Origin of the sequence: Lentilactobacillus kisonensis DSM 19906 = JCM 15041 (assembly GCF_001434135.1) — a bacterium.
GTDB lineage: Bacteria > Bacillota > Bacilli > Lactobacillales > Lactobacillaceae > Lentilactobacillus > Lentilactobacillus kisonensis.
Window position 1 is genome coordinate 24,633 of the sequence record NZ_AZEB01000026.1, and the last position, 12,510, is coordinate 37,142.

The following is a 12,510-nucleotide window of genomic DNA, read 5'->3' on the forward strand; positions in this document are numbered from 1 at the left end:
AGGAAGTTAATGATGATTAGCTCTTACTCAAATTTACGCTTGGATTGTTTTTGTTTAGGAGGTTTATCTTTTTAGCTTCAAATAATTGATAGCACCAAATTGATTGCCATTAACTAACAATCTTCGATAGGGATAGTATCTGTGAACCTAATTCGGCTTTTAACATCTACATACTACAAAGGATGAGTTTAGTATGTGGGTGGTCGCAATTAGTTTGTCATATTTTCTAGTTGAAGGCTTTTTTCTTCCCAACTAGCTTCAGCTTCGTTAATTTTGTTATTAATTATTTCGAGTTGTTTCTGTAACTCTTGAAGTTTGCCGACATCGTTAAATACGTCAGGCTTCGTCATTTCAGTTTCGATTTTTTCTTTTGATTGAGAAAACTGATCGAGTTGAGCTTCTAAGTCAGCGACTTCTCTGGTAAGTTTTCGGTGTTCTTTTTGTTCCTGCTTATTAATTTGATAATTCTGTTTGTCAGCAGTTGCGGCGGTGACTTTTGGTTCAACCGGATTCTGGGCCTGTTGCTTTGCTGCCTCATGTTCCTTGATGGCAATCAACTCCGCTTTTTTATCAACATAATAATCATAATTTCCTAAGTAAGTCTTGGTACCGTCCTTAGATAATTCAACCACTGATGTCGCAATTTTATTGATAAAGTAACGATCATGTGAAACGAAGAGAATTGTGCCGTCGAAATTATTGAGGGCTTTTTCCAACACTTCTCGGCTATCAATATCTAAATGGTTAGTTGGTTCATCTAAAATAAGAAAGTTATTGTGTTGTAGAGCAAGCTTGGTCAGTAGCAGACGCGCTTTTTCACCACCAGAGAGGTCATGAACCATTTTGGCAACATCGTCTCCTGAAAAAAGAAAACTACCTAAAATGCTTCTAATATCACCTTCGGGAGTGGTAGGGTGATCATCCCATAATTCGCTAAGAACGGTTTTTGATGCATGCAAGGAAGCCTGTTCTTGATCATAGTAGCCAGTATCGACACCGGTTCCAAACTGAGCGGCTCCTTTGATAAACGGGATAATCCCTAAAATACTTTTTAGGAGCGTTGATTTGCCAACACCATTTGGACCAACGATTGCAATTGATTGATGCCGCTTAACGTCTAGGTTAACTGGTTCTGAGAGGATGGTTGTGTAGCCAACAGCGGCGTTAGTGACGTTAAGGACGTTGTTACCGCTCTTGGATTTGGCAGTAAATCGGAATCTGGCTGTTTTGGTATCATCAGTTGGCTTGTCAAGTCGTTTCATTTTCTCAAGCTGTTTTCTTCTAGCTTGGGCTTGCTTAGTAGTGGATGCCCGTACGATATTTTTATCGACAAATGTCTGCAATTTTTCAATCTGGGTTTGCTGTTTTTCATATTCTTTCCATTGTTGGGAAAGCTGAGTTGCTTTTTTCTTGGTGTAATCAGAATAGTTTCCATTGAAATGTTGCAAAGTACCGTTTGCTAACTCATAGATTTCATTCACGATTCGGTCAAGAAAATAGCGATCATGGGAAATGATGAGAAGTGCACCACGATAGTTTTGGATATAACCTTCCAGCCAAGTAATTGTTTCGACGTCTAAGTGGTTAGTGGGCTCATCCAGGATCAATAAGTCAGGCTTTTCTAATAGTAGTTTGGCTAATGCGAGTTGTGTTTTTTGACCACCGGAAAGTTCATTGATTGGCCGATCATAATCAGCCTGCTCAAAACCGAATCCATGGAGAACGCCGCGGATTTCTGCGTCATAGCCATAACCGTTATGCTGCTCAAAGTCGGCTCGAATATTGTCATATTGTGAAGAAATTTGGGCGTACGCTTCTGAATTAGGGTCAATTGTTGCCGCACTCATTTGTTCTTCGAGTTCGTGGATTTTTTGTTCCTGTTGTTTTAATTTGGCGAAAACGGCTGCCATTTCTGCGTAAATTGATTTGTCAGAGTCTAAGCCAGTATCCTGGGCTAAATATCCAATTGACAGGTTTTTCTTCTTAACAACTTGGCCACCGTCGACAGATTGTTCACCGATTATCATTTTGACCAGAGTGGATTTTCCGGCGCCATTGCGCCCAACGAGTGCAATTCGACTTTTTTCTTGGACAGCCATATTCACATTTGAGAAAATTTCTTCTCCATTGAATCTTTTCGTTAAATCTTGGGCTTGTAAAATTATCAAATTACTGGCCACCTTTCTAGCGTTCACATCCTATAATCTTATCATATTCTATCAATTAGCAATAATATATTGGCAGGATTACTTGAAATGTATTTCACAAGGTGGCATGATATGGTAGAATGATAAATAAAGATGAGTTCACAAAGTACTTAATTTTTATAAAATACGATCCACAGGAGGGAACTTTTTGACAGCCGAAAACATTCCAAGAGCAACCGCAAAACGATTGCCAATTTATTATCGATACTTAAATATCTTACACGATACCGGAAAACAGCGAATCTCTTCCACGGAGTTGGCGGAGGCGGTTCAAGTTGATTCCGCAACGATTCGACGTGACTTTTCATACTTTGGGGCCCTTGGTAAGCGAGGCTATGGGTATGATGTTGATAGTTTGCTGAACTTTTTCAAGCAAATTTTAAATCAGGAACACTTAACCAACGTTGCGCTAATTGGGGTTGGAAATTTAGGTCATGCACTTTTGAACTTTAATTTTCACAAGGATAGTAACGTTCGCATTTCAGCGGCTTTTGATACCAATGATCAAATTATTAATACCGTTGAAGATGGTGTTCCCGTATACCCAATTTCTGAATTGGCAGACCAATTACATGAGCAGCAGATTCAAGTGGTTATCTTAACAGTGCCATCAAGTGCCGCTCAAGAAGTTGCAGACGCTGCCGTAGCTGGTGGGGTGAAGGGGATCCTCAATTTTACGTCGATTCGAATTTCGGTTCCGGATAAGGTTTTAGTTCAGAACGTTGATTTAACCAACGAGTTGCAAACGTTAATCTACTTTATTGATAATTTTAGCAAGTAGTTTCAAAATGATTAGAATGGCTACGATGTTTATCGATGGGGCTTTATGTTAATTCCAGTTTTTGGAATAATATAAAGCTTCTTTTTTGGTTAACTTAAGTTTTGGTGAACAACCTGTTTATGAATGATGGTTAGTGATTGAAAACGGTTTATATCGCTGAAAGTCAACTTTGTCTCAACTGATTTTAGCGGGTAGCTTTCAATATTTTCCAATAAATCCTTGCAATTGGGACGAAAAAATAATATATTATAAGCAGTGATTAGCACTTCTGTCATTCAAGTGCTAATGATGCTAAAAATAGTTGTAAATGGAGGGACTAACGTGTTAAAACCATTAGGTGATCGTGTAATTATCGAAACAGAAAAAGAAGAAGAAAAGTCGGTTGGTGGCATTGTATTAGCTGATAATGCTAAGAAGAAGCCACAAGCTGGTACCGTTGTTGCTGTTGGTGATGGCCGCGTTTTAGATAATGGTCAAAAAGTTGCGCCAGTTGTTAAAAAGGGCGACAAGGTGATGTTCGATAAGTACGCAGGTACTGAGATCGAGGACAACGATGAATCCTATCTAGTTTTACATGAAAAAGATATTGTCGCAATTGTTGAATAATCCTTTGCGAAATAATCAGCATCATTAATTTCTATAATAAATCAAAATAAATTTTTGAGGTGAAATTTGTAATGGCTAAACAAGTAAAGTTTTCTGAAGATGCCCGGGGTGCAATGCTCAAGGGTGTTGATAAATTAGCAGACACGGTTAAAGCAACATTGGGTCCTAAAGGGCGTAACGTTGTTTTGGAACAATCAGCAGGTAACCCAACGATCACAAATGATGGGGTAACAATTGCCAAAGCAATCGAATTACCAGATCATTTTGAAAATATGGGTGCCAAGTTAGTTTCTGAAGTTGCTTCAAAGACCAACGACGTTGCTGGTGATGGGACAACCACTGCAACTGTTTTGACACAAGCAATTGTTAACGAAGGGATGAAGAACGTCACTGCTGGTGCTAATCCAGTTGGCATTCGTCGTGGAATTGAAAAAGCCACTAAGGCTGCTGTTGATGGCCTTCACAAGATGTCACACGATGTTAAGACAAAAGACGACATTGCTCAAATCGCTTCAATTTCATCAGCTAATACTGAAGTTGGTAGCTTGATTGCCGACGCTATGGAAAAAGTTGGTCACGATGGGGTTATTACGATTGAAGAGTCTCGTGGTGTTGAAACCAGCTTGGACGTCGTTGAAGGAATGCAATTTGACCGTGGCTACATGTCACAATACATGGTTACTGATAATGACAAGATGGAAGCTGATCTTGATAACCCATACATTTTGGTTACTGATAAGAAGATTACCAATATTCAAGATATCTTGCCATTACTACAAAAGATCGTTGAACAGGGCCGCTCACTTTTGATCATTGCTGATGATATTGGTGGTGAAGCATTGCCAACCCTTGTATTGAACAAGATGCGGGGAACATTCAATGTTGTTGCTGTCAAAGCACCTGGTTTTGGTGATCGTCGTAAGGAACAACTTCAGGATATCGCCATCTTGACTGGTGCAACTGTTATTACTGATGACCTTGGCTTGAACTTGAAGGATGCAACCCTTGATCAATTAGGTCAAGCTAACAAGATCAACGTTACCAAAGATTCTACTACGATTGTTGACGGTTCTGGTAATAAAGACGATATTAGCAAACGTGTTACTGAAATCAAGACACAAATCGAAAAGACAACCTCTGACTTTGACCGTGACAAGTTAAAGGAACGTTTGGCTAAGTTGTCTGGTGGGGTTGCCGTTGTTCGTGTTGGTGCTGCCACTGAAACTGAACTTAAAGAAAAGAAGTATCGAATTGAAGATGCTTTGAATGCCACTCGTGCCGCTGTTGAAGAAGGCTTTGTCCCCGGTGGTGGAACTGCTCTAATCAACGTCATTCCAGACATCGAAAAGTTGGATAAATCCGCTGATGGTGACGAGCAGACTGGTATTAACATTGTTCGTCGTGCCCTTGAAGAACCAGTTCGCCAGATTGCTGAAAATGCTGGTGTTGAAGGTTCTGTGATTGTTGAACAACTTAAGGATGAAAAAGCGGGTGTTGGATACAACGCTGCTAATGGCAAGTTTGAAGATATGATCGATGATGGGATTGTTGACCCTACCAAAGTTACCCGTTCAGCACTTCAAAACGCTGCCTCTGTTTCTGCATTGTTGTTGACGACTGAAGCCGTTGTTGCTGATGAGCCAAAGAAGGATGCACCAGCTGCTGCGCCAATGCCAACTCCAGGAATGGGTATGTAATTTAAAAGTTACGTCAGTAGTTGATTAAGGATTAATTTTAGCTACTAAATATTAAAAAGACCAAGTGATGAATGCATCTTATTCACCATTTGGTCTTTTTAATATATGCTGGCAATAATTGACTTCTGGCAGAGAAACTTTTTGCTGCAAGTCACTGATTAAAAAAGGGTACCGGTTTAATCAAATATAACGTGATTCTAAAGAAGGGTTAACTTATGAGGTTGTCGCAAGCTTTTTTGTGTTGTATGGTGTATTTATGTGCTATCTTACAACTGCATATCAAGACTTGTTTTTGCTACCAAGAAGGACTATTATTTTATGGTTCACTACGAATGGTAGATTATTATAAAGGAGTAACGATTTATGTGGCGATATTTAAAACGGTTTTTAATCGGAAAACCGCTAAAAACCACTGATGAAGGTGGTCAATCCCTAACAAAATTTAAGGCACTGGCTTTATTATCTTCCGATGCTCTTTCGTCAGTGGCTTATGGTACTGAACAGATTACAACAATTTTGATCACTTTATCCGCTGCAGCACTGATGTATCAAATCTGGGTTGCTGCGCTTGTTTTAGTACTCTTAGCTGCTATTACCTTGTCTTATCAACAAATTATTCATGCTTACCCATCTGGTGGTGGGGCATATGTTGTTGCGAGCACTAATTGGGGTGAACGGGCGGGCTTAATTGCTGGTGGTTCGCTGTTGGTTGACTATATGTTAACCGTGGCTGTATCAACGACGTCTGCAACTGAAGCAATCACTTCTGCGATCCCGTCGCTTTATTCTCATCAGGTCTTGATTTCTTGTTTGATTGTTGTCTTGATCATGCTGCTCAATCTGAGGGGAATCCGCGAGTCGGCTTCGTTTTTGACGTTGCCAGTTTACCTTTTCATTGTGATGATTATTGGAATGGTTATTTATGGTGGGTTCAACATTGCAACGGGTAATATTCAGTATCACGCGGCTGCTCACATTGGCGCGCCCGTTGAAGGGATGACATTGATCCTGTTCTTCCGGGCATTCTCGTCTGGGTCGTCTTCTTTGACCGGTGTTGAAGCTATTAGTAATGCGGTTCCAAACTTTAAATCACCAAAGAGCAAAAATGCTTCTGCAACGTTGGCAATTATGGCAACCATCTTAGCTTGCTTCTTCGGTGGAATTACCTACATGAGTTATTACATGGGAATTGTTCCGAATAGTCATGAGACGGTGTTGTCGCAAATCGGGGTTAACGTTTTTGGACACGGTATTATTTACTACGTTTTGCAATTATCTACCGCAATGATTTTGGCGGTTGCCGCCAATACTGGATTTTCTGCTTTCCCAATTCTTGCCTACAATTTGGCAAAAGATAAGTTTTTGCCGCATGCTTATTTAGACAAAGGAGATCGGCTAGGGTATTCAAACGGAATTATTTCGTTGGCTATCGGCGCGATTGTGTTAATTCAAATATTTGGTGGGCGAACGAATTCATTGATTCCGCTATATGCAGTTGGTGTGTTCATTCCGTTTACGCTTTCTCAGTCTGGAATGATCATTCATTGGTATCGTAATCGAGGAAAGAGCTGGCAGTTAAAATCAGTCATCAACTTTATTGGGGCGTTTATTTCCCTTGCCTTAGTGACGTGTTTATTCTTGTTACGCTTTCCAAACGTCTGGCCTTACTTGATTGTCATGCCGATCTTGATTCATATTTTTTATAAAATCAATTGGCACTACAAGCGGGTAGCTGAGCAACTACGGGTGATTGAAGATAATACTGAAATTACCGCCACTCATCATTTTGATGGCTCAACCGTTGTCGTTTTGGTTGGCGGGGTAACGCGAGTAACGGCTAATGCAATTAGTTATGCCCAGTCAATTGGTGATTATGTGATTGCGATGCACGTTTCCTTTGACTCTAATCCGGAAAAAGAACACAAGACATCTGAAGAGTTTAAAAAGGAATTTCCGGATGTTCGGTTTGTTGATATTCATTCGTCTTACCGGTCAATTGCTCAGCCAACGTTAAGATTTTGCGACGTGATTGCAAAACGGGCGGCAGATCGGAACTATTCAACAACCGTTCTCGTTCCGCAATTTGTTCCTCGGCATCGTTGGGAGAATATCCTGCATAACCAAACAAGTTTGCGGTTACGAACCATCCTGAATTCGCGACAGAATATCATTATTTCCACTTATAATTACCACCTTCGTGAGTAGTCTTTATAATTTGATTAAATTAGTTATAAAAAATTAACGTGATTTATAATATAGGGGTTTCGCAATTCAGAGTGTACTTGGGAATTTGAATTGCGAAGCCCCTATGTTGTTGTGGCAGAGTTATTTAGTTTTGGGGATAAATTCAATCCGTCTTCTTTATGTGAGTGTCGCTAAGCACAAAATTGGTAACGTACGAAATAACCTATTTTTACAATCAGTGACGGCTTGTTTTTATCATTTGTCGTTTGTATAATTGATTTAATAATAAATGTTAGGAATTAAGTGAGGTTACAAATTTGAAATTTGAAATCATTGTGTCATTATTCGCTACCATGATTCTTTCTGCGATATTAACCCCATTTATCCGCAAACTGGCATTTGCTGTAGGTGCTGAAGATCGCCCTAACAAACGCCGTGTAAATAAAATCCCGATGCCAACGATTGGTGGGTTGGCAATTTTTATTGCCTACACATTTTGTACAATGGTTCTATTGAGAAACCAATTTCCAACCAAAATCTTATGGGGGATTTATGGTGGGGAAACGATTATTATCTTAACGGGAATTATTGATGATATTTTTGAGTTGAAGCCCCGCCAGAAGGTTTTGGGGATTTCGATTGCGGCACTTTGGGTCTATTTTGCTGCTGGGGTGAAAATGACAACGATTACGCTGCCATTTTTAACAATTCATCTCGGATGGCTGAGCTTGCCAATTACCTGGATTTGGATTTTAGCCATTACCAATGCAGTTAACTTGATTGATGGCCTTGATGGCCTGGCTACTGGGGTTGCCATTATTGCGATGACGACCATGGGAATTACAGGGATGTTTTTCTTAAATGTCGGCAATATCTTTGTTTCTATCATGATCTTTGCATTGGTTTCTTCATGTGTTGGGTTCTTACCATACAACTTTTTCCCAGCTAGAATATATCTAGGGGATACCGGGGCCCTGTTCATTGGGTTTATGATGTCGGTATTTTCTCTATTTGGGCTAAAAAACGCAACGTTCATTACGCTTTTGATTCCTGTCATGATTTTAGGGGTGCCGATTACGGATACCGTCTTTGCAATTTTTCGGCGGTTATTGAATAAGGAACCCATCTCCCATGCTGATAAGCGTCACTTACATCACCGGCTGATGCAGATTGGGTTAACACATCGCCAGACGGTGTTGGTTATCTATGGCATCGCATTAATTTTTTCATTCATTTCATTGCTATACCCAATTTCACCACTGTGGGGGTCGATCTTGTTAACGATTGCCGTCTTAATTGGTCTGGAATTGTTTGTGGAAACGATTGGGTTAGTTGGTGAAGACCGTCAGCCGTTGTTAAATGGCATAAAAAAATTAGTTAAAGATACCACTAGTAAGGACAAGCGATAATTTGAGTTGTTATGATTGAGTTTAAAATTAGTTATGCTAAGCACTTAAAAGCGACCTAAGTATTCCAGCCTTTCAGATGGCTAGTTGCTTAGGTCGCTTTTTAGACGTTCATGTTACTTATTCATGTTCTTCTTGCTGGCGTTCCTGTCTGGAAAAGGGGACTTCAAATACTTTGTTGAGGCCAGTTGCGTAATTAAATTGATCACTAAGAAGATCCTTGATTGCTTGAATGAATTTCGGAATGCCGCTTTCTTCAACTGCAATTGTAACCTTAATCTTATCTGTATAGCCAACGGTTTCGATTGGAACGTTGTTACTAGAAAGAAAGTATTTTAACTTATCAAACTGATTGTAGTCGATCGTCAAAAATAATTCCTTTTTGGTAACTAAATTAACAATTCCAAGCGTATCGATGGTCGTTGAAGTTGCATTGCTATAAGCGCGAATTAAGCCCCCAGCCCCCAACTTAATGCCGCCAAAGTAACGAGTCACAACGGCAATGACGTTATGCAGTTCGTTTTTTTTCAAAACTTCCAAGATTGGAACGCCAGCAGTTCCAGATGGTTCGCCGTTGTCGCTTTCGCGTTGAATTTGGTCCGTATCGCCAAGCATGTACGCGAAGCAATTATGGTTGGCTTTTTCGTTTGCTTTACTAATTGTTTGAATGAGTTGTTTTGCTTGTTCCTCGGTTTCAATTCGTTGCATGTTACAGATAAAGCGGGATTTCTTGATATCAATTTCATGAGATCCTGCTTTTTTGATTGTTAAAAATGTTTCTGTCAAATAAATACCTCCAGTTAATCCGTAATTAATTATTGAGGTGAAGTTCTATGATTAATCATATATCAGAGTTGTACGGACGCCAACTAAGTTCACTTGAATTGCCGTCAGAGCTGGCTAATTTGCCACAACTAAACCAGCGAGACGCAATTGACTTAAAACCTAAGTTAAGGTGTGCAAGGTGTGGCGCAAAGCTCAATCGAAAGCAGGCAGCGCTGCCAAATGGGCAGTTTTATTGTTATGTTTGTATCCAAATGAAGCGGATGGATACGTTGCATCAGTTAGTGTTTATTGAAGAGCCAAATCGATTTCCAAAAAAACTGGATGCCTTGTCTTGGGATGGACAGCTGACTGGTCTTCAAGAAGTGTGTGCTGACATGGTGGTTGATGTTTTCAAGAATCGGAAGCGACATTTATTGTGGGCGGTTACCGGGGCAGGCAAAACTGAAATGCTCTTTAAGGGAATCAACTGGGGAATTGCCCATGGTAAGCGAATCGCAATCGCATCGCCCCGGATTGATGTTTGCATTGAGCTGTTTCCGAGAATTCAGGCTGCTTTTCAGAAAACACCAGTCATTTTACTTCATGGAAAGTCTGAGCAACCTTACAAATATAGCCAAATTGTAATTTGTACGACCCACCAACTATTACGATTTTACCATGCATTTGATATTTTAATTATTGATGAGGTGGATGTTTTCCCGTTTTCAGGTAACCCGATGCTTCATTTTGGCGTCAATAACGCAATTAAACCGAATGGGGCGATGCTTTACCTTACTGCGACCCCAGACCAGCACTTATTATCTCAGGTGAGGCGAAAACGGCTGTCGATCAGTTACCTGCCGATTCGTTACCATGGACATTTGCTACCGGAACCGACAATTATTAAGATTAAAAATTTGAGTCATCAAATAACTTTGAAATCACTAAATAAACGGATTCTGAAGATGATTGCCCAACTAATTTCCCAGAAGCAACGGTTTTTACTGTTTGTGCCGCACATAAAGGACCTAGCAGCCGTTAAATCAGCTATTCAACAAGCTCATATTCAAGCAAATTTTGATACGGTTTACTCTGCTGATCCAGATCGAATCGAAAAAGTAGCCGCAATGCGTAACCGGAGATTGGATTTTATTATTACTACAACCATTTTAGAACGGGGAGTGACCTTTCCTGGAACTGATGTTTTAGTCTTAAAAGCGGATGACGCGATTTTTTCGGCCGCGGCCCTTGTACAAATTGCTGGGAGGGTGGGCCGAAGTAGCGAGCGTCCTGATGGCCGGGTATTGTTTTATTGTGAAAGCCACTGTGCAACAGTTCGTTCCTGCCAACGCCAAATTAGACAGATGAATCAGCGGGCCTGGCGATTATGAAAGAATGCTTATTATGTCAGGTTCCAATGAGAGCGGAAGTTTCATTTGATGATATTATCTTATTTACGCGAGTTGAGCCGATGTTGATTTGCCAGGATTGTCAATCAGCATTTGAAAAACTGACAGGTCAAGCAACGTGTCGCCAGTGCGGCCGACGGTTAACTGTGGTGATGGAAAATCCCTGCTACGATTGTCAACGATGGCAACATCAAATTAGCTTTAACTTTCGAAATGTTGGTTTATATGAATACAACGCGGCAATGAAAGATTATATGAAACGGTATAAGTTTTTGGGCGATTATCGATTACGCTGGCTTTTTGCCAAGCAACTAGGTCAATTTGCACTTAAAACTAAACGGTTATTGGTGCCAATTCCAGTGACTGCTGATACAATGGCCGTTCGGGGATTCAATCAAGTAACTGGGCTACTTGAGCGGTGTCACTATATTGAAGTACTGAGGGCTGCCCAATTGACGAAAAATCGCCGGCAGTCCGAAAAGAATCGGGTAGACCGGCTGCGGTTATCACAACCGTTTGAGTTAGTTAAAGAGAAGGCCCATTTAATTGCCGGTAAAAAAGTTGCCCTTATTGACGATGTTTATACAACCGGTACCACAATCCGTTGTGCAGCAACCTTGTTATATCAGGCAGGAGCAGCTTCAGTAATTGGAATAACGCTCGCAAGGTGAAGAAATCCAGAGTCAATGATTGTTAAAAAGCGAACTTTCCATTATACTAAAGTTGTAGCCAATGATGAAAGTGATTTCATCATTGGACCATTAAGCCTTTAATGGTGAAGGGAGAGATTGTTATGCTAATGTTTAACATTCGTGGTGAAAATATTGAGGTGACTCAGGCGATTCGTGATTACGTAGAGAAACGAATCAGCAAACTGGAGAAATACTTCGAAAAGGACTTGAAGAATACGGCCCATGTTAACCTGAAGGTCTATTCAGATAAACAGGCTAAAGTCGAGGTAACTATTCCTTTGCCATACTTAACTTTGAGAGCTGAAGAGATGTCCAATGACTTGTACGCAAGTGTTGATTTGGTTACGGACAAACTTGAGCGTCAGATTCGTAAGTATAAGACCAAGGTTAACCGTAAGTCCCGTGAAAAGGGCTTCAAGAACCTTGAATTTGCACCTACACAAGAACAAGCAGATGCACAGTCGGATTCAGACAACGAATCGAAGTTCCAAGTTGTTCGTACAAAGCAATTAGCTTTAAAGCCAATGGACAATGAAGAAGCCATTCTTCAAATGGACATGTTAGGGCATGATTTCTTCATCTATGAAGATGCAGAAACATCAGGGATTAACATTGTTTATCGTCGTAATGATGGCCGTTATGGCTTGATTGAGACGGGTGAAGAATAAAGAGAGCGCGTAGAGAAGCGCTTTGATGCGTTTGTATAAGGGGACCCCACTTAAAATCCTGGTTTTGGGATTTTGAGTGGGGTCCCCTTATACAT

The 12,510-nt window shown here is 40.4% G+C and carries 10 protein-coding genes; 8 read left to right on the forward strand and 2 right to left on the reverse strand.

Going from position 1 to position 12,510, the window contains the following annotated elements; genetic code table 11:
• Positions 1 to 209: 209 nt before the first annotated feature.
• Entirely contained in the window at positions 210 to 2,168 is a 1,959-nt protein-coding gene (locus tag FC98_RS11215) for an ABC-F family ATP-binding cassette domain-containing protein (protein WP_191982006.1), read from the reverse strand.
• Positions 2,169 to 2,355: 187 nt separating this feature from the next.
• Between FC98_RS11215 and FC98_RS11220 the strand changes: the two genes are divergently transcribed.
• The 5 genes from FC98_RS11220 (at position 2,356) to FC98_RS11240 (ending at position 8,884) form a co-directional block, all read left to right on the forward strand.
• Positions 2,356 to 2,988 (forward strand): redox-sensing transcriptional repressor Rex, encoded by a 633-nt coding sequence (locus tag FC98_RS11220; RefSeq protein ID WP_008856280.1) that lies wholly within the window; start codon positions 2,356 to 2,358, stop codon positions 2,986 to 2,988.
• Between the two features lie 321 nt (positions 2,989 to 3,309).
• The gene (gene groES / locus FC98_RS11225; protein ID WP_172633913.1) at positions 3,310 to 3,594 is read left to right on the forward strand and encodes a co-chaperone GroES; all 285 of its coding nucleotides are present in this window, start codon (positions 3,310 to 3,312) and stop codon (positions 3,592 to 3,594) included.
• Positions 3,595 to 3,665: 71 nt separating this feature from the next.
• Positions 3,666 to 5,291, forward strand: coding sequence for a chaperonin GroEL (gene groL / locus FC98_RS11230; protein WP_056949577.1), 1,626 nt, complete (start codon positions 3,666 to 3,668; stop codon positions 5,289 to 5,291).
• A 363-nt stretch (positions 5,292 to 5,654) separates the two neighbouring features.
• Positions 5,655 to 7,496, forward strand: coding sequence for an APC family permease (locus tag FC98_RS11235; protein ID WP_008856275.1), 1,842 nt, complete (start codon positions 5,655 to 5,657; stop codon positions 7,494 to 7,496).
• Positions 7,497 to 7,792: 296 nt separating this feature from the next.
• Positions 7,793 to 8,884 carry a glycosyltransferase family 4 protein gene (locus FC98_RS11240; RefSeq protein ID WP_040471231.1) on the forward strand — a complete coding sequence of 364 codons (1,092 nt, stop codon included), beginning with the start codon at positions 7,793 to 7,795 and terminating at the stop codon, positions 8,882 to 8,884.
• A gap of 117 nt (positions 8,885 to 9,001) precedes the next feature.
• On the opposite strand, the gene FC98_RS11245 is transcribed toward FC98_RS11240, so the two are convergent.
• Positions 9,002 to 9,667 carry a YigZ family protein gene (locus tag FC98_RS11245; protein WP_040471230.1) on the reverse strand — a complete coding sequence of 222 codons (666 nt, stop codon included), beginning with the start codon at positions 9,665 to 9,667 and terminating at the stop codon, positions 9,002 to 9,004.
• A 47-nt stretch (positions 9,668 to 9,714) separates the two neighbouring features.
• Here FC98_RS11245 and FC98_RS11250 point away from each other — a divergent pair, with 47 nt between their 5' ends.
• The 3 genes from FC98_RS11250 to hpf all read left to right on the forward strand — a co-directional run bounded on the left by FC98_RS11250 (position 9,715) and on the right by hpf (position 12,415).
• The gene (locus tag FC98_RS11250) at positions 9,715 to 11,037 is read left to right on the forward strand and encodes an ATP-dependent helicase ComFA (RefSeq protein ID WP_056949578.1); all 1,323 of its coding nucleotides are present in this window, start codon (positions 9,715 to 9,717) and stop codon (positions 11,035 to 11,037) included.
• Between the two features lie 26 nt (positions 11,038 to 11,063).
• Positions 11,064 to 11,726 carry a ComF family protein gene (locus tag FC98_RS11255; protein ID WP_235803622.1) on the forward strand — a complete coding sequence of 221 codons (663 nt, stop codon included), beginning with the start codon at positions 11,064 to 11,066 and terminating at the stop codon, positions 11,724 to 11,726.
• A gap of 122 nt (positions 11,727 to 11,848) precedes the next feature.
• The gene (hpf, locus tag FC98_RS11260; protein ID WP_040471228.1) at positions 11,849 to 12,415 is read left to right on the forward strand and encodes a ribosome hibernation-promoting factor, HPF/YfiA family; all 567 of its coding nucleotides are present in this window, start codon (positions 11,849 to 11,851) and stop codon (positions 12,413 to 12,415) included.
• Positions 12,416 to 12,510 lie beyond the last annotated feature (95 nt).

What these genes read in the sequence shown, in the direction of transcription:
- groL (WP_056949577.1), top strand. Translation starts at nt 3,666, where the DNA reads ATGGCTAAACAAGTAAAGTTTTCTGAAGATGCCCGGGGTGCAATGCTC.
- FC98_RS11235 (WP_008856275.1), top strand. Translation starts at nt 5,655, where the DNA reads ATGTGGCGATATTTAAAACGGTTTTTAATCGGAAAACCGCTAAAAACC.
- FC98_RS11250 (WP_056949578.1), top strand. Translation starts at nt 9,715, where the DNA reads ATGATTAATCATATATCAGAGTTGTACGGACGCCAACTAAGTTCACTT.
- FC98_RS11255 (WP_235803622.1), top strand. Translation starts at nt 11,064, where the DNA reads ATGAGAGCGGAAGTTTCATTTGATGATATTATCTTATTTACGCGAGTT.
- hpf (WP_040471228.1), top strand. Translation starts at nt 11,849, where the DNA reads ATGCTAATGTTTAACATTCGTGGTGAAAATATTGAGGTGACTCAGGCG.